The organism is Arcticibacter tournemirensis, from assembly GCF_006716645.1.
Classification (GTDB): Bacteria; Bacteroidota; Bacteroidia; order Sphingobacteriales; family Sphingobacteriaceae; genus Arcticibacter; species Arcticibacter tournemirensis.
This window is the reverse complement of record NZ_VFPL01000001.1, coordinates 1,145,823-1,169,432: the sequence shown is the minus strand read 5'-3', so window position 1 is coordinate 1,169,432 and position 23,610 is coordinate 1,145,823. Positions and strand designations below refer to the sequence as shown.

At 42.2% G+C, this 23,610-nt stretch carries 16 protein-coding genes; 5 read left to right on the top strand and 11 right to left on the bottom strand.

What is annotated here, in order from left to right:
* Window positions 1-10: 10 nt before the first annotated feature.
* The 4 genes from BDE36_RS04895 to BDE36_RS04880 form a co-directional block, all read right to left on the bottom strand.
* Window positions 11-1,003 carry an NAD-dependent epimerase/dehydratase family protein gene (locus BDE36_RS04895; RefSeq protein WP_128769734.1) on the bottom strand — a complete coding sequence of 331 codons (993 nt, stop codon included), beginning with the start codon at window positions 1,001-1,003 and terminating at the stop codon, window positions 11-13.
* An 86-nt stretch (window positions 1,004-1,089) separates the two neighbouring features.
* Window positions 1,090-2,211: a hypothetical protein gene (locus BDE36_RS04890; protein WP_128769735.1), complete on the bottom strand. Its 1,122-nt coding sequence runs from the start codon at window positions 2,209-2,211 to the stop codon at window positions 1,090-1,092.
* Window positions 2,212-2,216: 5 nt separating this feature from the next.
* Window positions 2,217-3,413 (bottom strand): serine palmitoyltransferase, encoded by a 1,197-nt coding sequence (gene spt / locus BDE36_RS04885; protein WP_128769736.1) that lies wholly within the window; start codon window positions 3,411-3,413, stop codon window positions 2,217-2,219.
* 191 nt (window positions 3,414-3,604) lie between these two features.
* Window positions 3,605-4,150, bottom strand: coding sequence for a cupin domain-containing protein (locus BDE36_RS04880; RefSeq protein WP_202616912.1), 546 nt, complete (start codon window positions 4,148-4,150; stop codon window positions 3,605-3,607).
* Between the two features lie 147 nt (window positions 4,151-4,297).
* Here BDE36_RS04880 and BDE36_RS04875 point away from each other — a divergent pair, with 147 nt between their 5' ends.
* On the top strand, window positions 4,298-6,577 hold the full coding sequence (locus tag BDE36_RS04875; protein ID WP_128769737.1) for a glycosyltransferase family 4 protein: 2,280 nt from the start codon (window positions 4,298-4,300) through the stop codon (window positions 6,575-6,577).
* A 71-nt stretch (window positions 6,578-6,648) separates the two neighbouring features.
* On the top strand, window positions 6,649-7,656 hold the full coding sequence (locus tag BDE36_RS04870) for a glycosyltransferase family 4 protein (RefSeq protein ID WP_128769738.1): 1,008 nt from the start codon (window positions 6,649-6,651) through the stop codon (window positions 7,654-7,656).
* Between the two features lie 5 nt (window positions 7,657-7,661).
* On the opposite strand, the gene BDE36_RS04865 is transcribed toward BDE36_RS04870, so the two are convergent.
* The gene (locus BDE36_RS04865) at window positions 7,662-9,131 is read right to left on the bottom strand and encodes a glycoside hydrolase family 130 protein (RefSeq protein WP_128769739.1); all 1,470 of its coding nucleotides are present in this window, start codon (window positions 9,129-9,131) and stop codon (window positions 7,662-7,664) included.
* 134 nt (window positions 9,132-9,265) lie between these two features.
* On the opposite strand from BDE36_RS04865, the gene BDE36_RS04860 reads away from it, so the two are divergent.
* Together BDE36_RS04860 and BDE36_RS04855 are read left to right on the top strand one after the other, a co-directional pair.
* The gene (locus tag BDE36_RS04860; protein ID WP_128769740.1) at window positions 9,266-9,943 is read left to right on the top strand and encodes a response regulator transcription factor; all 678 of its coding nucleotides are present in this window, start codon (window positions 9,266-9,268) and stop codon (window positions 9,941-9,943) included.
* A gap of 4 nt (window positions 9,944-9,947) precedes the next feature.
* Window positions 9,948-11,288, top strand: a complete 1,341-nt coding sequence (locus BDE36_RS04855) for a sensor histidine kinase (RefSeq protein ID WP_128769741.1) — start codon at window positions 9,948-9,950, stop codon at window positions 11,286-11,288.
* On the opposite strand, the gene BDE36_RS04850 is transcribed toward BDE36_RS04855, so the two are convergent.
* From BDE36_RS04850 to tsaD, 6 genes are all read right to left on the bottom strand, one after another.
* Window positions 11,263-12,195, bottom strand: a complete 933-nt coding sequence (locus BDE36_RS04850; protein WP_128769815.1) for a DUF58 domain-containing protein — start codon at window positions 12,193-12,195, stop codon at window positions 11,263-11,265. The two genes, BDE36_RS04855 and BDE36_RS04850, sit on opposite strands and share 26 nt — an antisense overlap.
* Before the next feature lie 94 nt (window positions 12,196-12,289).
* Window positions 12,290-12,610, bottom strand: a complete 321-nt coding sequence (gene trxA, locus BDE36_RS04845) for a thioredoxin (protein WP_128769742.1) — start codon at window positions 12,608-12,610, stop codon at window positions 12,290-12,292.
* A gap of 125 nt (window positions 12,611-12,735) precedes the next feature.
* Window positions 12,736-16,305 (bottom strand): DNA polymerase III subunit alpha, encoded by a 3,570-nt coding sequence (dnaE, locus tag BDE36_RS04840; RefSeq protein ID WP_128769743.1) that lies wholly within the window; start codon window positions 16,303-16,305, stop codon window positions 12,736-12,738.
* 113 nt (window positions 16,306-16,418) lie between these two features.
* Window positions 16,419-17,891, bottom strand: coding sequence for a 1-hydroxycarotenoid 3,4-desaturase CrtD (crtD, locus tag BDE36_RS04835; RefSeq protein WP_128769744.1), 1,473 nt, complete (start codon window positions 17,889-17,891; stop codon window positions 16,419-16,421).
* 13 nt (window positions 17,892-17,904) lie between these two features.
* A complete protein-coding gene (locus BDE36_RS04830) occupies window positions 17,905-18,084 on the bottom strand; it encodes a hypothetical protein (RefSeq protein WP_128769745.1) in 180 nt (59 codons plus the stop codon).
* Window positions 18,085-18,095: 11 nt separating this feature from the next.
* A complete protein-coding gene (tsaD, locus tag BDE36_RS04825) occupies window positions 18,096-19,097 on the bottom strand; it encodes a tRNA (adenosine(37)-N6)-threonylcarbamoyltransferase complex transferase subunit TsaD (protein WP_128769746.1) in 1,002 nt (333 codons plus the stop codon).
* 120 nt (window positions 19,098-19,217) lie between these two features.
* Between tsaD and BDE36_RS04820 the strand changes: the two genes are divergently transcribed.
* A complete protein-coding gene (locus BDE36_RS04820) occupies window positions 19,218-23,594 on the top strand; it encodes a translocation/assembly module TamB domain-containing protein (RefSeq protein WP_141813951.1) in 4,377 nt (1,458 codons plus the stop codon).
* Window positions 23,595-23,610 lie beyond the last annotated feature (16 nt).

The following is a 23,610-nucleotide window of genomic DNA, read 5'->3' as shown; positions in this document are numbered from 1 at the left end:
CGCAATACTTCTAAATCCATTTATTTGTTTTATACCAGTCAAGTGTTTCTGCTAGTCCTCTCTCCAAATCGTAAGCCGGAATAAAATTCAGATCTCTTTGTATATTCCCGATACTACACGACCAGTTCACGGCACTAAGTTCATTTAGCTTTTCTTTGTTCAGAGCGGGCGTCTTCTTGCTAAAGCTGTAAATTCCTTCCATAAGTGACGCCAGTACTGCCACTATGCCAGTTGGGAGATGAAACTTCAGCGTGCTCTTTCCGAGATGCCGTTTTACAATATCTGCCAGGGCATACCTATCATACACCCTACCGTCAGAAACGTTATAAGCATCCGGTCCTGCTTTCTCAGATTGAAGTGCCAGAACAACAGCATCAGCAAGATCTTTGACATAAATAAAGCTCAACTTCTGCTCTAGCCGTCCAATATAGGGCTCCAGCCCCCTGGCAATCGAACTTATTAATATATAGATGTCCTGTTCCCTGGGACCGTAAACCGCAGTGGGACGGAGAACAACGAGTGGCAGAGACTCCACATGGCTCAGATATTCTTCCGCGAGCAGTTTACTTCTGCCATACGCTGTCACCGGATGTGCAGGACCGTCAGACTCAATGATCCCTGAACTTTCGTTCAAAGGACCCTGTGCTGCCAAACTGCTGATAAAGACAAATTTCTTCAGGGGAATACTTGCTGTACTTGCCGCTTCGGCGAGGTTACGGCTAAGCAAGGCGTTTACATAATCGTATTCCTGCTGTGTTTTAGCCTTCGTTAACCCCGCTCCGTGAATGATATAATCAAACTGATTCTCTTCTAGCTGCGACTTTAACACAGCCTTATCTGATAGATTAAGGGTAATAAACTTTACCGGAAGGGACATTAAATGTTCTACCTTACTTGAAGGCCGTACAGCTGCAAAAACTTCCATCTCCTGCTGCAGGGCTTTTTCAATAAGATGAAAACCAACAAAGCCAGAAGCTCCTGTAATTAACACCCGCTTTTTCATTCAAATAAATTATTTCTTATCCATAACGCAACGATCAGTACCCCCTTAGTACGGCTGGCGAACTTTCGTTAATACTCATAACAAGCTCATATGGATTTCTCAAATATCCGGTATTTCTTATATACAACACCGTTTATTTGTTCGATGGCATTATTCATCAAATAGTTATCCTCAAGCATCCAGGAACATTCCGCGCCTTTAATGTTGTTCTTCCTCGCGTTTTTTATAATAGTTCCATAGAGACAGGCCTCAATTCCCGACTTTCGATAACCGTCAACTACGCCCAGAATCATCACACGCAACCGGTCGATTTTCTTCATCCCAGTAAGAAGTTTAAAAATTCCAAAAGGCAGCAGTCGTCCCCTTTTTATTTTGATCTGGATCTGATTAATATCCGGCACACCAAGAGCGAAGCCAACAAACTTACCTTCCTGCTCGGCAATAAGACAAAAATCCGGATTCAGTATCATCTTTAGATCTTTCGCCATGTGATGAAATTCTTTCTCCGTCATGGGCACAAAACCCAGGTTATCGCCCCACGCCTCGTTATATACGTCTCTCGCCTTCTTCGCATCCTCCCAAAAACTCTTCATACTGATCTTGCGAATCACGATATTCCTTCTTCTCAACCTTTCCTCAAGCGTGTCTAACAACTTTACAGATCGATCATTATGCGTATCATACGGTACATCATAGGCCAGAAGGTCAATTTTCTTCTTAAAGCCTGCCTTTTCCAGCAACTGACGGTAGTAAGGTGCATTATAAGGCATCATAACAACCGGAGGACTATCAAATCCCTCGATCAGTAACCCTAATGTTTCGTTAGTTGAGAAGTTTTCGGGCCCGATGATCGTATTCGCACCATTTTCCTTAAGCCATTTTTCAGCCGCTCCGAAAAGCATGTCGGCGGTTTCCTGATCGTTTATACAATCGAAAAAGCCGAAAAAGCCGTCGCTCGAATTACTGAAAGCGTTATGATTGTTGTTCAGTATCGCAGCTATTCTGCCTGTAGTAACCTTTCCATCACTCGCCAGAAACAACTGAACTTTAGAATGATCATGAAAAGGATGTTTACCAGGGGTAAGCAAATCTCTTTGTGCTACATAAAGCTCCGGAACATAGTTCGGATCACTCTTATATAAATCATGGGGGAAATCTATAAAGCTCTTTACTTCTTTATGTACATCAATCGGTCTTACCTGTTTCATTTTTATTACTTAAAGGCAAAAACCTCCACTTTCCTGAAAGCCATAGAAAGCTTTTCTACCGCTTCTTCAATTTGTTCAAAAGTATGGGTTGCCATAAGTGAGAACCGAAGCAGCGACGAGTCTGAAGGCACTGCTGGTGAAACAACAGGATTGACAAACACACCGTACTCCTGAAGCAAATTAGTTACCTGGAAGGTTTTGTCATTATCCCTGATGTATATTGGCAATATCGGACTTTCTGTAGCCCCAAGATCAAAACCAGATTCCAAAAGAAGCTTTTTGGCGTAGTTCGTGTTATCCCATAGCTTATCTATGATATATGGTTCTTCCTCTATTATATCCAACGCCGCGAGTACACTTGCTACTGATGCTGGCGTCATACTTGCACTAAAAAGTAAAGAACGTGCACGATGCCTGATGTAATCGATAGTTGCTTCATCGCTTGCAATGAATCCACCTAACGAAGCAAGGGACTTACTGAATGTTCCCATAATAAGGTCCACCTCATCTGTAAGGTTAAAGTGCGACGCTGTTCCTGCCCCGTTTAATCCTATTACTCCCAGGCTATGAGCATCATCAACGAATATATTAGCGCCAAATTCATTAGCCAAATCAACAATCTCCGGAAGTTTAACAATGTCACCCTCCATACTGAATATCCCGTCTACTGCTATTACTTTGGCTGCATCTTCGGGCAAAAGGCTTAGCTTCGCCCTAAGGTCATTCATATCGTTATGCGCATACTTTATAGTACGGGAAAAAGACAGGCGGCTTCCATCTATAATTGAAGCATGATTATATTCGTCGAGGATGAGATAATCATTCCGGTTTGTAATACACGACAACACTCCCAGATTCACCTGAAAGCCTGTACTAAAAATTACCGACGACTCTTTACCTACATATTGAGCAAGGCGTCTCTCCAGCTCAAGATGAATGTCCAATGTGCCATTAAGAAATCTTGACCCCGCACATCCTGTTCCATATTTATCAATCGCTCTTTTTGATGCCTCCTTTATCTTCGGGTGACTGGTTAACCCGAGATACGAATTAGAACCAAACATCAAAACTTCCTTGCCATTTATAAACACCTTCGTATCCTGCCCTGACTCAATAGGCCTGAAATATGGATACATTCCCTTTCTTTTAATTTCTAATGCTTCTGTAAAAGAAAGGACTCTATCTTGTAATTTTTTACGCATTAAGGTGAAGTTAATTTTTTGTAAAAGTAAAGTTCATTTATCTGATTATTTGCTTTTTTTTGGTATTTTTTTTGTCTTTTTTTGACCAAATATCTGAAAAAGTCGAAAACTTCACCAACTATATAATTATAAAAATGCAATAAAGATAATAAATTTCATAACAGTTAAAAAACTTACAAGATAAGGCTTATTTATTTTTGATGCTGAAAATTCCAATGTTCAGGCAATGGGCCACTTTCTCCATAAACGGGGTCTAAGAGAGGTACCTTTACCTTACTGATGTTTTCAATAGCCCTTGCTCTTTCATTTTCCTCTCCATAATTAATGTCATATTCAGCTCCTGCCGGGTAAGCTCCCACGCAAAGGAAATCGTCGCTGGAACTTAGGCTTTTATGAGCAACTCCAGCCGGCAGAACAACCACATCCCCCCGGTTAAGCTCTACGCAAATCCCTTCGGGACCACCCAATTGAACATCCGCCACGCCACAAAAGATTCCAAGTACCTCATGTGTGTTGCTGTGGTAATGGTGATAATCATAAATACCATTTTTCCATCCATTTTTCCAGTTATTCTTCTCAAACAATGCAAGGATACATTCCGGCTCATCATCAGGATGAAGCTGGATAGCACCCTTATACACCATTACCGGCAAAGTCGGGTTATTTGGGAATATCCCGTCGTCATTGATAATTTGATTAACCACATGGCCGTGAATCACTTCTGTTTTATCGTTCATCTTAAAAGCGTTTCTTAATTAACAACAAAATCCCTTTTAAGATTTCAATTCCTGCAAATACCCTTCTGCTCCCTACCGTTAACCAAAACAAATCTCTGAAATAAACGGTTTAATAAAAAGCAGATTACCCTTAACACTTGACCAAGGATGAAAATAGCTTATATATCAACTTATTTGCCCAGACAATGTGGGATTGCCACATTCAATCACAATTTGATCCAGGCAATTAATTCAAACTTCCCTCATCAAAAGGCCGCAGAAAGCACATTCGTCGTAGCTATAAATGAATCATCTGATAAAAAGCAATACGATTATCCTCCTGAAGTTAAGTTTGTCATCAGGCAGGAGAGGCAACGGGACTATACGGCCGCGGCAGAGTATATCAATAAGAGCGGAGCGGACGCATGCATCGTTGAACATGAATTCGGAATCTTCGGAGGAGAAAGCGGGATATACATACTATCGCTTCTAGCCGGGCTTGAAATACCGGTCATTACAGTACTTCACACCGTACTTCGGGAACCCAGTTATGTTCAAAAGCTTATAACAAGAGAAATTTCAAAGTATTCGGCCCACATAGTCGTAATGAGCAAGCGGGCCGTTCAATTTCTTACCTCCATATATGGTATATCAGAAGATAAAATTAAAATAATAGAGCATGGGGTTCCCGACATGGCACTACCTGCCAAAAATCCTGTGACTGCTTTAGAGCCTTTTAAGGATAAAAGAACGCTTTTTACATTTGGTCTTCTCAGCCGCAACAAAGGAATAGAAACGGTGATAAAAGCACTGCCCATAATTATTGACAAGCACCCCGACGTCAATTATGTGATCCTCGGGAACACCCATCCGGGCGTGTTAAAAAGCTCAGGAGAAGAATACCGTGAATCGCTCCAGCAACTCGCAGAAAAATTGGGCGTACGAAATCATCTGCATTTTATCAATAAGTTCGTAGCAGAAGAAGAGCTTATACAATTCCTGGCAGCCTGCCATATATATGTGACTCCGTATCTGAACGAAGCGCAAATTACAAGCGGAACCCTTTCATATGCTATTGGTGCAGGGGCAGCTGTAGTCTCAACCCCCTACTGGCATGCACAGGAATTACTGGATGATAACAGAGGCAGGCTATTTAACTTTAAAGACTTTAACGCGTTAGCCGAAATAATTACAGAACTTCTTGACAACGAAACGAAGATAAACAGATTGAGAAGTAACGCTCTTCATTACGGTAAACACCTCAAGTGGCCTAACATCGGTCGCGACTATATCAATCTTCTTACCCAGGCAATCAGCAAGCCGATATATAGAAAAACGAAAATTGGCCTGCCCGAAAACGACGAGCTGCCAGCGTTCAGCCTGTTGCATATCCGGCGGATGACTGATTACACCGGACTAATGCAACATGCAAAATACGGCATTCCAAACTTCAAAGAAGGATATTGCCTTGACGACAATGCCCGCGCACTTATCCTGATGCTGATGGCGAATCAGCAGTTTCAGAGTAAAGAACCTATTGAGCTTATTCCTGTCTATCTTAGTTACATTCATTACATGCAACGCGAGGATGGTTACTTCCGTAACTTTTTAAGCTTTAATCGCAACTATCTGGATGAAAAGGGATCCGAAGATTCGTTTGGCCGCACCATATGGGCACTCGGCTTTCTTATAAATTCTGCGCCTAATAATTCCTATCGGGAGTTCGGACAGGAGCTATTCAAGCATTCAATCCCTCATTTTAAAGATTTAAAATATCTGCGGGGAGCCGCCAACACCTTGATAGGCATTTCACTTTATCTCAAAGCCCATCCATCAGATGAAAGAATGATGAGTGAACTCGACAGACTTACATCCTACATTGTCAGCGCTTACAAGAAAGACAATAAAAATAACTGGCAGTGGTTTGAGGACGTAATGACCTACGACAATGCGATCCTGCCGCTTGCGCTTATGCATTCGGCAGAGATCACTGCAAATGAAGAAGTGAAAAATACCGCATTCGAATCCATGGTTTTCCTTGAAAAAGTAACATTTCAAGACAACTGCTTTAGCCCTGTGGGTAATGATGGATGGCTCCATAAGGGTAAGCCCGTGCCGGTTTTCGATCAGCAGGCAATCGAAACCATGGGCATGGTACTCCTGTACTATCAGGCATATCACTTAACCCAAAACCCCGAGATGCTTCGTAAAATGAATCTTTGCTTCATGTGGTTCCATGGCTATAATAAGTTACGGGTACCACTGTACGATCCGGAAACAAGGGGATGTTGCGACGGTCTTCAGAAAGGTAAGCTTAACAGGAACCAGGGCGCGGAAAGCACCCTTGCTTACCTCATTTCTCACCTCACCGTTTTGAAAGCGCTCGACGAAATGCCTGCGGAATATAAATCACCAGAAAAACGTCATAAGCCAGTTTATAGCAAATAACTGGAAATGTTAGTGAGCGTCCTCCGGCCGAAAATGATGCCGGAACCGCATATACCGCCAAATAATCGCAAATGAGAATTGCAGTACTTGCTCCTGTAGCCTGGAGAACACCACCCCGGCACTATGGCCCATGGGAACAAATAGCCTCTAATCTTACCGAAGGACTGGTTAGCTCTGGCTTTGATGTTACTCTTTTTGCTACAGGAGACTCATTAACCACTGCGAAGCTTGATTTCGTAGCTCAGCGCGGGTATGAAGAAGACAAGGAACAGGATGCAAAGGTACTCGAGTGTCTTCATATAAGTAATCTTATGGAGAAAGCATCTCGTTTTGATATTATTCATAACCATTTTGACTTCCTTCCCCTTACCTGGTCTCGATTAATAGCGCCTCCCATGATTACTACTATTCATGGATTCTCCTCACATAAAATAGTTCCTGTATTCAAAAAGTATAATAAAACCAGTCACTATATATCGATCAGCAATGCCGACAGGAGCCGCGAGCTCGATTACCTGGCAACGGTATATAACGGAATCAATACGGCAGAATTCACCTTCAATAATACGCCGGAGGACTATCTTCTCTATTTCGGACGTATACACCATGATAAGGGGACAGCGGAAGCAATTCAAATAGCAATGAGTACCAAAAGAAGGCTCATTATCGCGGGAATCATTCAGGACAGTAACTATTACGAAACCCATGTAAAGCCTTATCTTGGCGACCAGATCCAATTTATCGGATCAGCAGGCCCCGAAGAGCGTAACATACTGATGGGCAATGCCAGTGCCTTGCTTCACCCTATAAATTTTAAAGAACCGTTTGGGATGAGTGTAGCAGAAGCTATGCTTTGCGGCACGCCGGTGATCGCCTTTAACAAAGGCTCAATGCCAGAACTCATCAAACACGAAGAAACTGGCTTCCTGGCCAATTCTCCTGAGGAGGCAATAGAGGCGGTGCACGAAATACCTAAGATCAACCGGTCTGCCTGCCATAAATGGGCAGCATCCCGGTTCTCAAAAGAAAAAATGGTAAGCGATTATATTAAGGCTTATCAAAAAGTTTTGGAAAATTAAAGGATTCAGGATTTGCTATCGCTCTTCAGCTTATCAATAAGTGACTCCAAATCAACCATCGCAAATGAAGATGAATAGTCAGATAAACCATAAGGAATTATAAGCTTCCCGTTATTAATAATAGAACCGCATGAGTACACCACATTCGGAACATATCCCTCACGTTCATCGGGATTAGGAACAAGCAAAGGCTCTTTCAGCCGACCTATTTCCACCTGCGGATCTTCAAGATCGAACAAACTTGCTCCAAGACAGTAACGTCGCATAGGGCCTACCCCATGTGTTATTACCAGCCACCCATGTTCCGTTTCAATTGGAGATCCGCAGTTGCCAATCTGGACAAACTCCCAGCTATACTTTGGTGATTGTAGCAGGATAGGTTTTTCCCACACGGTGATATTTTTTGAATACATAATATAGTTATTCCACCCGTCAATACGCGACATCATGACGTAATTGCCCTTAATTTTCCTCGGAAAAAGAGCCAGATTTTTGTTCTGCGCTCCGTTTCCGTATAACGGCCGGATTTTGAAATCATAAAAATTCCTGGTCTCGAGCAGTTTAGGCATTATAAGAGAGCCGTCAAAAGCAGTGTAAGTAGCATAATAGATTGATCGTCCATCATCTTCGATAAACTTTACAAATCTGGCATCCTCAATTCCTTTTCGTTCAAGCTCAGAAAACGGAAAAATCACACGGTCTGTAATATCTGTGTCGAGCGAAAAAACCATTTCATAATACGAATCCGACAGCCACAGCATCTTTTCATATTGCAGCTTTCTATAATCATCCTCTTCCACACGCTGTAATTCTGTGATCAACTTTCGTAGAGTGGCGTACTCAAAATAGTCGTCCAGGCGTTTCTCTACATCAGCCAGCACTTCTACATCGATTAAAGAAGCCGCAGCCTTTTCGAAAAAGAGCCGCTTGTTATATTTTGCATTGCGGATTACCTCCGCTTCGTCAATATAATTACCTACCGGAATTACATGAATATTGTTCTGTTTATCTATCAACGCTCTCCTGAAAACAATAGAAGAGATATGTCCTTCGCCCACAGCTCTGAAGCTTATTATAAGCCGCTTTTCACCATCTTCCAGGTCGGTCTGATCAGGGTCTTCTACAATAGATGGGTTAAAGAAGGCTGCAGATTCAATAGAATATTCGTGAGTGAAGAACGATCCTATTAACAGACGGCGATATGGTTTTACCTCGTCATAATCAATATTCAACTGATCGAATAAATATTTCAGCTTATTGCAGTGCCGGTGCAGAAGCTTTGTGATATTACGATGTCTTTTTGAATACTCCTGTAATATCGGAGATACGATTCCAAAAATCTCATCTTCATCAATTGCCATTACCCGCTGTATAATCTCTTTCGCCCGCTCTTCTCCATTAAAAAAAAACCGGGCAATAACCCTTTTAGAATCCGGATAAACTTTAACAGGTACTCTCTCAATAGGAATCCTCATAAATAAAATATAAAATTACAATGCTAAGTTAGCATCTATGTCTAAAAGTATGATAATTACTCAAATATAATCTCTAACAGATGTCCTAAACTATCGTTTTATTACATCAATTTTTGTCTAGATTTACCAAATAAATGAATGTGCTGATCATAGAAGACGAAAGGACTCTCGCCCTGGAAATAGCTGAGTTCCTCGCTAAGGAAGGTTACCTGACAGAGCATGCCTGGAAAAAAGCATCTGCAGAGGAAAAAATCTTTGTCAACAACTACGATTTTATCCTTCTTGATCTGGGCCTTCCCGATGGCAATGGCTTTGAATTACTTAAACAGCTGAGAAACCTGCCTGACCGCGACGATGCTGTCATTATCCTTACCGCCCGTGATGCAATTAACGACCGGGTAAATGGGCTGGAGGAGGGAGCAGATGACTATCTTCCCAAACCATTTGCCCTTTCAGAGCTTCTAGCCCGCATGCATGCCATTACCAGAAGAAAACACAGGTTAGGCAAAAATAAAATCAATTTACACGAATTTGTTCTCGACATAGAAAACAGAACTTTGTCGTTCAACGATCAACGGATCGCACTGACAAATAAGGAGTTTGAAATATTATACTATCTTACTCTAAATAAAAACAGAGTAATTCCACGTACAAGCTTAACCGAACATGTCTGGGGCGATATCCTCGAAATTAACTCCGATTCAAACTTCATCAACGTACATATCAAAAATCTGCGAAAGAAACTATTACCATATTCAACAGTAGAATGGCTGGAAACCGTTCGCAGCGTAGGATACCGAATCAATCTCTAGGGGAATGAAACTTCACATTAAGCTTATCCTGTATAATCTTTTCGTCAAAGCAGCAATTATTACTATACTTACTATCCTTATTATTATCGTGCTTGATAGAATATCCTTAAGCCACCTTAAAAACAGGATACTTGACAAGCGCGAAAAACTTGTCAGAAATTTATCGTCCGAAGAAATTGCTGATCTGCTTGAAGCAGAAAAAACGTTTACTGATTATAATATCCTAAAAGAAGAGTATATTATTTTAACTAAAACCGCGCCTATGACTTTCAAAGCAGGGCACGTCGGGAAATTCAGCGTGGGGCAACGCGAGATCGAGGGTTCCAAAGGCGATTACCTCATATTTACAAGCCAGCTAAGATATGGCGCCGATTACTATCGCCTTGAGATAGGAGAAACCATGGCTGCCGTAAAACAATTAAAATCTACGTTCCTGTTTTTCTCATTTTTAACGCTGATCTTTATGGCATTACTCACTTTGATCACTGACTATGCTTTTACAAGCTACCTTCTCGCCCCCTTTTACCGCATTATTGAGCAAAAGATCGATAAAGTTAACGAACCTTTACATTTCAACCATGAAAGCATCCCAACAACAACTACAGACTTTCAGCATCTCGATAAGAGCATTAATGCCCTTATGAACAAACTTAAACAACAATTTCTAACGCAAAAGCAGTTTACCTCAAATGTATCCCACGAGCTGCTCACTCCTGTATCTGTAATCAAAAGCCGGCTCGAAAACATCTTATCAAACGAAAACATCTCAGAGGCTGCCGAAACAAAAGTCATGGCCTCTTTAAAAACACTCAACAGGATGAAGTCGATCATAAACAGTCTGCTGCTTATTTCTAAGGTTGAGAATAATCAGTATGAAAAAAATGAACATATCCTGCTTCCTACTCTCCTTGCAGATGTTATGGAAGATCTGGAAGATCGAATTACTTTAAAGGAAATTCAATTTATAAACACACTTCAGCACAACTTTAGCTTCCATGGCAACAAGACGCTCATTCATACATTATTTATCAACATTATCAACAACGCGATTAAATACAACAAACAAAACGGCAGCATTACCGTAAGCGACGAAATTTCAGATGGCTATTATAATATCTCAATCACCGACGAGGGAGCCGGAATGAGTCCTTACCTGATAGAAAAAGCATTCAACCGTTTTGAAAAATTAAACTCCACCGACAATGAAAGCAATGGGCTGGGCCTTGCTATTGTAAAAAGCATTGCGGCTTTTCACAATATATCAGTAGCAATAAATTCAGAAATAAATAAAGGAACTACAGTAGAGATCTCTATTGCTATTACGCACGCATCCTGCTCCTTTTAATCAGATAGGCTTGCAACACCTGTGAGAAGCCGGCTGAAATATCAGCATCTATCAGGTCTATATGATACTGGGTACACTTAAGTTGGAGTTCTTTCCGGTAAATCTCAACCGATGTGACATATTTTTCCTTAACCTCCAAAGGATGAAGCTTAACTTCTTCCCCCGTTTCTACATCAGTAAAACGATAGGGCCGGTTTTTAAAATCGAATTTAACTTCGTGACTAAAGTCAAGAACGTTAAATACAATCACTTCGTGTTTGTTATGCTTCAGATGCTGGAGCGCTCCAAATAAGGCTGATTGCCGTTCAGCAGAGACAGCAGATTCAAGCATATCGCTGAATATTATGACCATCGACCTTTTGTGCAACAGTTCTGCAATCTCATGTAAAGCCGAAACCACATCTGTTTTCGTACCCCGACTGTCCCGCTTCATCATTCTTTCAAGTTCGGCAAAAAGATATTTCTGATGAACTGTAGTAGACTTAGCAGGTGATGAGAACTCGAGCTTATCAGAGAAACAGCTTAAACCAAACGCATCGCGCTGCTTCTTAAAAAGGTACATTAATGCTGCAGCAGAACAAGCAGAGAAGATAAATTTGTTATAGTCACTGCTGGGATAATACATGGAGGATGAGATGTCAATTACCAACTGACACCGAAGATTAGTTTCCTCTTCAAAGCGTTTAACAAATAGCTTATCTGTGCGGCCATACAGCTTCCAGTCGATATTTTTCACAGACTCGCCGCTATTGTAAAGACGATGTTCGGCAAATTCTACAGAGAAACCATGAAAAGGACTTTTATGAAGACCTGTGATAAACCCTTCTACTACCTGCCGTGCCAGTATCTCAAGATTCACTTCCCATCCCCCGTCAGGAAAGCCCCTGAAAAATGAAGTAGCTTTCATTTCAACCATAAAACTTATTCTCCTGTAGTAAACATAAGGTACAAAAAAACCGGCTTTAAAAAAAGCCGGCCTATACTAATTGCTGTCTCTCAACTTATGCGAGTTGCTTGCTCAATTTATCAGAAAGTACCGATTTTGGAACAGCACCAATCTGTTTATCTACAATTTCTCCGTTCTTAAAGAATAATAACGCAGGAATATTTCGGATTCCGAACTTCATGGAAACGCCTGGATTATGATCCACGTTTACTTTTCCCACAACTACCTTACCCGCATATTCTGTAGATAATTCTTCAACAACAGGTCCTACCATGCGGCATGGTCCGCACCATTCAGCCCAAAAGTCAACCAATACAGGTTTGTCAGATTTCAGCACCACTTCTTCAAAGTTTGCATCTGTTATTTCTATAGCCATTTTTTAATAATTTACAGGTTAAGAATCAAAGTTAAATATACAATAACCTTACCACAAATCAACTGCGACATTGTGACAGCTAAATGAAAAAATATACTGCCGCCTGCCCGATCATACCGGGCTCTTTAATTGAGCTTGAAAGTGAGGTTCTTTAGATGCAGCTGTTCAAGAAATTCATTACTGGGAAATATTTTCAGGCTTTTAGAAGGCATCTCTATCGAGATAGTTTCTTCCAAATCGTACACTGCAAATTTAAGCTGACAGTTTCTGTTGATATTTTGTTCTTCATTCGCCTTCACTATGCCATCCATTTCGGTAATAAAACTTTCTGACAGTTCATGTAGTGGCAACTGAATAGTAAGGCACCGTGCCATCTTATCCCTGAGGTCAGAAAGCAGGGTGATCTGAATAACTTTGAACTCCCAATTGTCCTTTTGCCTGAAGCGTTCACAGATCATTCCTTTAACCTGCAGGAAATATCCATCGGCGAAAAACAACTTCTGTTTCACGTATTCCTCTCCAAACATCACGATCTCAAAAGAGTCGCTATAATCCTCAAGCATCATCGAACCAAAAGGCTTGCCTGTTTTTGTTGTCCGGTGTTGTGCATTCGAAACAAGCCCCCCAATAACGATCTCGCGATTCTTTATCTTGTTAAATTCTTCCGCATCAGCCGCCACCATCTCGCCGCTTTTCGCTTTATTGATCAGAGATAGATGCTTAATCTGATGTGAGCAGAAATGATCAAGCTCAAACTTGTAATTATCCAGGGGATGGCCCGTAAGGTAAATGCCGATCATGTCCTTTTCATACTTCAGCTTATCAAGCAGTCCCCAATCGGGACATTCCGGCATCTGAGGTTCGGGTATGTTTGCATCTGAGGTTCCTCCAAATAGCGAAGCCTGAGAGCTGTTCAAGCTGTTCTGGTAATCGTTATTATACTTAATCAGGCGTTCTATGCCATTATACGGAGAATTATCAGGCTTAAAGAAAAACTGAGCTCGGTGATAACCGAAACAATCAAAAGCCCCGCTATAAACAAGATTCTCGTATACTTTTTTATTTACCGTTCTCGAATTTACCCTCCGTGCAAAGTCATTAATATTCTCATATGGTCCATTCGCTTCACGCTCCTCAATAATACTTTCAACTGCTTTCTCACCAACACCTTTAACCCCAGACATACCAAAGCGGATCTCCCCCTTTTTGTTCACACCAAAACTAAGTCCCGATTCGTTAATGTCCGGACCAAGAACCGGAATTCCCATCTTACGGCTCTCCTCCATAAAAAAGGAGATCTTCTCAATATTATTCTGGTTATTAAGCACCGCTGCCATGTATTCGGCAGGATAATGAGCTTTAAGGTAAGCAGTCTGATAGGCAACGAAGGCATAACAGGTAGAGTGTGATTTATTGAATGCGTACGATGCAAAAGCTTCCCAGTCGGTCCATATTTTTTCCAGCTTTTTCTCATCATGTCCCTTCTTTTTCGCATTCTCAATAAACTGAGGTTTTAGCTTATCGAGTGTTTTACGGTCCTTCTTTCCCATCGCCTTACGCAAAACGTCGGCATCCCCTTTCGTAAAGTTAGCAAGCTTCTGAGAAAGAAGCATCACCTGCTCCTGGTATACTGTAATACCGTAAGTATCCGCCAGGTATTCCTCCATATCGGGCAGGTCATATGAAACCTGCTCCCGGCCATGCTTACGTGCAATAAAATTCGGAATATACTCTATCGGTCCCGGCCGGTAAAGGGCGTTCATGGCAATCAGGTCCTCAAACTTATCGGGCTTGAGCTCCCGCAGATACATCTGCATTCCGTCACTTTCAAACTGAAAAGTCCCGTTAGTATCGCCGTGCTGATAAAGCTCAAACGTTTTCTCGTCAGTGAGCGAAATATTGTCTATCTCTATTTCAACGCCATAATTCTGTTTAATTAAACGCAGGGCATCTTTGATGATGGTCAGTGTTTTCAGACCAAGAAAGTCCATCTTAATAACCCCTGCATCCTCAATCACCCTTCCGTCAAACTGAGTGATCAGCAAGCTGGAGTCTTTTGCAGTGGCAACGGGAATAATATTGGTAATGTCTTCAGGAGCAATAATAACTCCCGCAGCATGCACGCCCGTATTTCGTATAGAGCCTTCCAGCTTCTCAGCTTCCCTTAATACTTTGGCCCTGATGTCATCGCCCTTTAAGATCTCTTTTAATTCGTCAACCTGGTTAAAAGCTTCCTTAAGAGTAATCCCGAGTGTATCGGGCACCAGTTTCTTTAAAGCATTAACATCCGGCAGGGGAACATCCAGCACCCTGGCAACATCCTGTATGCTGGTACGCGCAGCCATAGAGCCATAGGTGACAATCTGTGCTACCTGGTTTTTCCCATATTTATCTACAACATAGTCAATTACCTTCTGGCGGCCCTCATCATCAAAATCCGTATCAATATCGGGCATCGACTTCCTGTCGGGATTAAGGAAACGCTCAAACAGGAGATTATATTTAATAGGGTCAATATTAGTGATCCCGATACAGTATGCAACAACAGATCCCGCAGCCGAACCACGACCAGGCCCAATAAACACCCCCAGATCACGGCCGGCCTTAATAAAGTCAGATACGATAAGAAAATAGCCTGCAAAGCCCATGATTTTAATCGTGTTCAGCTCAAAATCAAGTCGTTCCTGCACTTCCGGAGTAATATCCTGATATCGTTGCCGCGCGCCAGTCATGGTCAGATGTCTCAGATATTCCCACTGGTTCAGCACATCATCAGCATGTATCTTAAACTCCGAAGGTATGGGGAAGTTGGGCAGAAGAATATCCCTCTTCAACTTCAGATGCTCCACTTTATCCACAATCTCATTGGTATTATCCAAAGATTGTGGCACATCGTGAAACAGTTGTGCCATTTCCGCCTGGGTTTTAAAATAGAACTGATCATTCGGAAAGCCGAAGCGATACCCCTTCCCACCTTCTTCGTCGGTTGCAATAGGCGTGCTTTGCATATCGCCGGTATTCACACAAAGCAAAATATCATGCGCGTTCGCATCCTGCTGATCCACATAATGTGAATCATTTGAACAGATCACCTTCACATTATGCTTTTTTGCAAACTTCAGCAGTGTTTCGTTAATGGTCAGCTGTTCAGGAATATTGTGACGCTGCAATTCAATATAGTAATCATCGCCAAACAGATCGAGCCACCATTTAAATTCTTTCTCAGCTTCCTCTTCTCCCTTCTTCAGAATCGCCTGCGGAACCGATGCTCCTATACAGCAACTGGTGGCGATAAGCCCTTCATGATATTTCAGTATAAGCTCCTTATCAATCCGCGGCCATTTACTGTACAGACCTTCCATATACCCCAGTGAGCAAAGTTTCACAAGGTTCTTATATCCCTGCGCATTCTTGGCGAGAAAAAGCTGATGATAACGAACGTCCCTGTTCTCCTTAGTAAACTGTTTTTTATGCCTGTCGTCTACCACATAAAATTCGCAGCCAACAATTGGCTTCACATTATGCTTTCCAGCTTCAGCTACAAACTTAAATACACCGAACATGTTACCATGATCGGTAATAGCAAGAGCCTTCATTCCATCTGCGGCGGCCTTCTTATAAAGTTTTGAAATATCTGCCGCTCCGTCGAGCAATGAAAACTGGGTATGTACGTGTAAATGAGAAAATTCCGGCATCTCTGATCGTTCTAAAAAGACTTCACGAAGTTATTAAAAATTCAGCTACCAACCGGGTTGTGTTGAAATTTTAGGAGAATTTACCGTATTGGACAGGGCCGGGCAAAGCGCTTTTAGCGGATGCTGTTTACTGCAATTTTAGCAGAAAGCAATGCAAGAGGTATTCCGCCTCCAGGGTGAACGCTTCCTCCAGCGAAATACAGTTTCTTTATTTTGCCGGTAAAATTAGGATGCCGTAAAAAAGCTGAAAAACGATTATTAGAGCCCGAACCATACAGAGAGCCACAATATGAGAAAGTCTGCGACTCGATACTTCTCGGATCAAGAATATTCTCAGTACAGATCACCGCCTCCACATCAATCTTTAGGTTACGGCTTAGCTTGGCAATAATATTCGTTCGGGCCTCCGCAATCAAACGATCCCAGTCCTGCCCCACATTAGAAGGCACATTGATCATCACAAACCAGTTTTCACATCCCGGCGGAGCGTCATCAGGGTTATATTTAGAACTGATGTTTACATACACAGTCGGGTCTTCATATATTTTCCCATCCTGCCAGATTGCTTTGAACTCCTCCCTGTAATTTTCGCTAAAGAAAATATTATGGAGGTCAAGTTCAGGGAAGCGATGCCGGATACCCCAGTAAAAAATTAAAGCGGAGCTGCTCCTCTCTTGTTTTAATATCCGTTTTGGAGGAAGCTGGTCCTTTAACAACTTTTTATAGGTAAACCACACATCCATGTTGGATATCACAATATCTGCTTCCGCCACCATGCCATTTATCAAAACACCCCTTGCCTGTGCGTCCCGAACAATTATTTCCTGCACAAGTGTGTTGTAATGAAATTTCACACCCAGGTCTTCTGCAAGCTTTACTAAAGATTTTGTAATACTGTACATTCCACCCTCTGGAAACCAGGCACCAAAGTGTTGTTCAAGATGAGGAATAATGTTAAGAGTGGCCGGCGCCCGGTAAGGATCTGACCCGTTATATGTGGCATAACGGTTAAAAAAACGAACAGTTTTGCTGTCCTTGAAAAACGAGCTGTTTGCTTCATTCATGGTCCGGAACGGATCAATAGCCGGCATCCGGAGAAATGACATCAGCGTCGGCAGGCGCAGATAGGTGCCGAGTTTATGAAGTGATCTTTCGAGAAAAACATGATGTGTAATTGCGTAGATATTTCTGCTTTTCTTTAAGAAGGCCTTAATAGCCTTTGCTGTATCAACCGTTTTATTTTCAATTTCAGACGCAAATTTATCTTCATCGGCCCAGGCCGATATGCGCGTTCCATCTTCATAAAAATAGCGGCAAACAATATCAAGCTTGCGGTAAGAGAAATATGCGGGGGGCTTTTTACCAGCCAGAAGAAAAAGTTCGTCGACATACTGGGGCATCGTGAACAAACTCGGACCTGCATCAAACCTGAATCCCTCAATCACGAATTCAGATAATTTACCACCTGCATAAGAGTTGGCCTCGTAAACGTCTACATCATAACCTTTTGCCCTCAGACGAATAGCTGAAGCGATGCCGGCAATACCCGCACCAATAACGACCGCTTTTTTTCTCTTTACGCTCACAGGTTGTGTCGTTCTACACGCCTTTTCCCCGGTTCACAAAATAGGCAACCACCGACGCCAGAATGAAAAGGAGCATGATCACTAACAGCCCCATCATTTTCCGCTTATTCTTATCTTTAAGGGCAATGTAAAAGTAGAAGCCCAACAAGGGGACTGCAAAAACAACGACAAAAAGTAATGTAGTTACCAGCATTTCAATTCAGGTTAAAAGTTCATTCGTGCGAGAGGGGCAATATCCTGTGAAGCAAAGTCTTTGTTCATATATTTATAATACCCTGCAATAGCAATCATAGCAGCGTTATCAGTGCAATATTGAAAAGCAGGAATAAAAACAGACCAATTGTATTTCTCTGCAGCCTCCTGCATCATAGCACGAAGCCCTGAATTCGCCGATACGCCGCCGGCAATGGCAATATCATTAATTCCATATTGTTTTGCAGCCTTTCTCAGCTTATTAATTAAAATGGTGATGATCCGGTACTGCACAGAGGCGCACACGTCGTTCATATTATTCTTCAAAAAGTCGGGATCTGCTTTTAGCCTGTCCCTCACAAAATAAAGAATAGATGTTTTCAACCCGCTGAAGCTGAAGTCGAGACCAGGAATCTGTGGTTCCGGAAAAGGGAATGCCAGAGGATTTCCCTCACGGGCGTATTTGTCAATCAGCGGCCCGCCAGGATAGGGCAAGCCGAGAATTTTTGCTGTTTTATCAAAAGCTTCTCCTGCGGCATCGTCATTCGTTTCACCCACAATTTCCATATTAAAGAAATCACGTACCAGGACAATTTGAGTATGCCCTCCCGAAACAGTGAGACAGAGGAAAGGAAACGCAGGTTTCGGATCATCAATAAAATGAGCCAGAACATGGGCCTGCATGTGGTTTACTTCAACCAAAGGTATATCATTTGCAAGTGCAAAAGCCTTTGCAAAAGAGGTACCAACAAGCAGCGAGCCTAAAAGACCTGGCCCGCGTGTAAAAGCAACTGCATCAATATCTTTTTTGTTTATTTTTGCTGCCGCAACAGCCTCCTGAACGACAGGAATAATATTTTGTTGGTGCGCCCTGGAGGCTAGTTCCGGTACGACCCCTCCATATTTTTGATGAACCGCCTGTGTCGCGATAATATTAGACCGCATTATACCGTCTATACAGATAGCTGCAGAGGTTTCGTCGCAGGATGATTCAATAGCAAGAATTGTAGCCAAACCGGATATATTATTTATTGTTGTGATTAATTAAACTGCAAAACTATTAAAAAACTACTTAAAATAACATTATGGACGCTATCGGTAATTATTCTGCTGATTGCATCCCTCTTTGTTGCATTGCAGTTTAAACCTGTACAAACCTATATTGCCAAGAGAACCGCGAAATATCTTTCAAAAGAACTGAACACGGTAGTAGATATTGGCTCTCTGTATATCAAGCCGTTTAAATCTGTGGTACTGGAAGGCCTTTACCTTCAGGACCTCGACAAAGATACTTTATTATATGCTCCTAAGTTCAGTGTCGATCTCAATCTTTTGTCAATACGCCTACGCAAAGTATCTGTAAATACGGCTCAGCTCGATAATGGAAAGTTCTTCCTTAAAAAGTACAAAGACGGAACCACCAACCTGCAGTTTATCATCAACTATTTCGACTCGGGTAAACCCAAGCCAAAAAAGAAACCTTCTAAAAGGCCTTACGATATTACCTTCGACAGGATCGTTTTAAACAATACCGCTTTAAGATACCGCAACTTCAACAGCAACGATACAATAAAGGGAATAAACTTCAATGATGTCTCTCTGTTCAATCTCAACACAACCGTTCTGAACCTCGATACCAAAAACCATATTTTCAAGGCAGGGATACGGAATATGAGCTTCAGGGAAAAGAGTGGCTTTTATTTAAAGAATCTAACCACCAATGCGGTTATCGACAGCAATAGCATGGAGTTCAATAAATTATTACTGCAGGCTGGCAATAGCACGATCAGAAACTACCTTTTGATGAAGTATTCACGATTTGGTGATTTCAATAACTTTGTTAAAAAGGTATTCGTCAGGGGCAACTTAAAAAACACGACCGTTTATTCAAAAGATATTGCTTTTTTCACTGACGCTCTTCGCCATATGGATATCAGTGTCAGAGTCAATGGTAATTTAAGTGGCTACGTTAATAATATCAAAGCCCGTAATTTTTCAGTTAAAGCGGGGCAGGCTACGTACGTCCGCGGAAACTTTGATATTAAAGGACTTCCTTACATCAATAAAACCTATTTGGATCTCAATGTTCAGCAGCTTTTCACGAATAAGAAAGACGCAGACTTAATCATAAAAGGAATATCCGGACAGTCTGGCCTTGTTCCCCCTATCGCTGGAAAACTCGGCAATGTTAATTTCAAGGGCAGGTTTGCAGGCTTTATAAAAAACTTCAGGGCGAAGGGCGAAATCAAAACAAGTTTAGGCAGAATTATTCCGGATGTCAGGGTGAACCTGAACGGCGCAGCTGCATACTCTGGGACTATTAAAGCTATTGATTTCAATCTGGGTGAGTTGCTCGAACAAAAAGATCTTGGAAGAGCTACTCTTAGCGCCAGCATCAAGGGTCAGGGCCTTCGCCTGAATCAATTGAAAGAAAAACTTGATCTCAAGGCGGACTATATCCAATTCAGAGGATACAGGTACTCCAACATCAAAGTAGATGGTAACGTAGGCAACAAAATATTCAAAGGAATTATCGGAGTAAACGATCCGAATCTTAAGCTCGGCTTTGACGGCATGATAAATTTGGGGCCAAAACTACCTGAATTCAACTTCAATGCCGACATACGTCATGCGAATCTCCGAAAGCTCGGGTTCACCAAAGACACACTCGTTGCTGAAGCTAATTTCAGGACAAACTTCAAGGGGAATAATTTAAATAATCTTGAGGGCACCCTTGAACTAAGCCAACTCAGGCTTACCAGTCCCGACAGCTCCTTGCTTGTCAATGCTGTCAGCCTTACAGCCTCTGGCGCCGGTAACGACCGTTTAATCGCTGTTAACTCCGACATACTGGAGGCTAACCTACGGGGTGAGATTGACCTTAACACGCTGCCATCCTATTTTGTCTCCATCGTGAAACGCTATATCCCGTCATTAAAAACATCCGCTATTAAGATAGGCTCGCAAAACTTCAATTTCTATTTAAGAGTAAAAGACTTTGCTCCTTTTACTATGCTGTTTATGCCCGATCTGAAGATCCCGGAAGGAGCTGTTTTTTATGGCCGTTTTATTTCGGCGGATAGTGTCGCCGCGCTCAACGGATCAAGTCCTTTGCTTCAATACAAAAAACTCAGGATCAATAACTTCATTCTTGACGAGTCTGCTTCCCGGAATGCGCTGAACATCTTTCTTACGGCCGACCGGATCGATATTACCGACAGCCTGTATATTAAAAACATAAACATCGCCAACATCTTTCATAACGACAGCCTGGCGCTGAACGTGAAACTTTCAGATAAAAATGCCACAAACCAGCTTGACTTGAACGCACTGGTTGAATTTGGTAGTGACACTTTAGCACGCTTAAGTATTCTCCCATCCGATATAATTATCAACCAGGAGGTCTGGAAGGTACCCGAACAGGTAAAGTTCAGATTTGATAAGGGGAAGGTCTTTGTTCAAGAGTTTGAACTAAGCAGAGATAATCAGTTATTAACTATCGATGGTGTTATTTCGTCCGACCCTCTTGATAAACTGAAAGCCGACTTCAAACAATTCAAAGTTGCTACTTTCAATCCCGTAACCAGAGGAGCAGGTGTATCTATGACAGGTGAAATGAACGGCCACATCATCCTGTCGTCGGTAGCCAAAAGACCAAAAATAGAATCGGAGCTTAAAATCGATTCATTAACGATGAACAATACCAGCATCGGCGACCTCAACTTGGTAGCCGACCTCGACAACGAAACCAAGCTGGTAAACGTCAATATGGACATTACCAAGGATGGCGAACAAACTATGAATGTAAAAGGGACCTATGACGCAGGGGCAGAAAAAAACACGCTGGACCTGACTCTGCTAATGGAGGACAATCAACTGGTAATTTTTCAGCCTTTTATCCGGCATCTGGTATCTAACGTAAGCGGACTGGCTTCAGCCAGGCTTAATGTAACTGGAAATGTACTGGCCCCCCGGATCGACGGAACGCTAAGTTTGAAAGACGCGAAATTAACAGTAAATTACCTTAAAACCCCTTACAGCATAACCGACGAAGTATCTGTAAGCAACAGTATCATACAAATCAACGATTTAGAGTTAACAGATCTGAAAAACAATAAGGCCACTGCCAACGGCACTGTCGATATGCGGAATCCCGGGAATCCTAACATTGATATTGCAATTCGCGCAAACCACTTTATGGCCTTGAACACCACTGCTAAAGACAACCCTCTTTATTATGGCACCGCCTATGCAACCGGAGTTTTCAGATTTAAAGGTCCAACCAATAACATGAGGATTGATATTAACGCCAAAACCGAAGAAGGAACGGTGTTTAATATCCCCCTTAATTCCTCCGAAACGGTTGCTACGAACGATTTCATTACTTTCGTTTCAAAGGATTCGACGTTCACACCTAAAAGCCAGTCTTTCTTCCTTCCAGGCCTGGTGCTCAACATTGACCTCGCCGTTGATGAGAATTCTATCGTAAATATATTTACCAGTCTTGGCAGATTAAATGGCCGTGGAAACGCTGCCATCAATCTTAAGATTACCAGCCAGGGTGATTTTGAAATGTATGGCGATTATCTTATCTCCAGTGGGAAATTTCAGCTTACGGCCCAGGACTTTATCAATAAAATATTCGATCTTAGCCAGGGCGGCTCCATCCGCTGGACGGGTGACCCCGCCGATGCGCTGATTAATCTTAAGGCCGTTTATTCTTTAAGGACCGACATCAGGCCTCTATATATGGCTGCAGGGCGGGCCGCTAACGAGGGACGGGTTCATACTGAAGCGATTATGAACCTTAGTGGAAACCTGACTCGCCCCGACATTACTTTCGACATCAATTTCCCCTCAGATGCATATATAAAAGACGAACTTCAAAGTTATTTTAACGATGTAAACAACAAGAACACCCAGGCTTTGAGTTTAATCGTAAGAAGGTCGTTCTCCCCAAATAGTGGCGGAGTAAACGTTCAGGCCGTCAACTCTACATTAATTAGTGCGGGAACTGAACTTTTTGTTAATCAGTTTAATAACATATTGGCTCAATGGCTTAACCTCAATTTTGTCGACCTCAATATCCGGTCGTTTAACGAAGCAAGTGCATCTTTCAGATTCCTCAAAGATCGTCTGGTTATTACCGGGGGCGTTACCGACAGAAGAGCCGATGTAAATGACTATAATATAATTGGCAATACTGTAACGCGTGACGTGGAAATGCTTTACCTGCTGCAAAAGGATGGTAGTCTCACAGCCAGGATATCCAACAGGCTGAACAACCGTAACTTTTTAAATCCCGATCAGGAATACATAAATGCTGTAGGTTTGGTGTACCGGCAGGATTTTGAAACCTTCTCGGAATTCCTCAGGGCCCTGATTGGACAAAAACGCAGGGAAGAAAGAAGGCGGCAACTGCCCACCCCTTCACCTACTCCAACAAACTCCACAGGAACTCCCTCTGCAATCCTGCCCACACCCACCGAAAGCACCAAAAAACAACGCTGATCACAATTGTCAACTG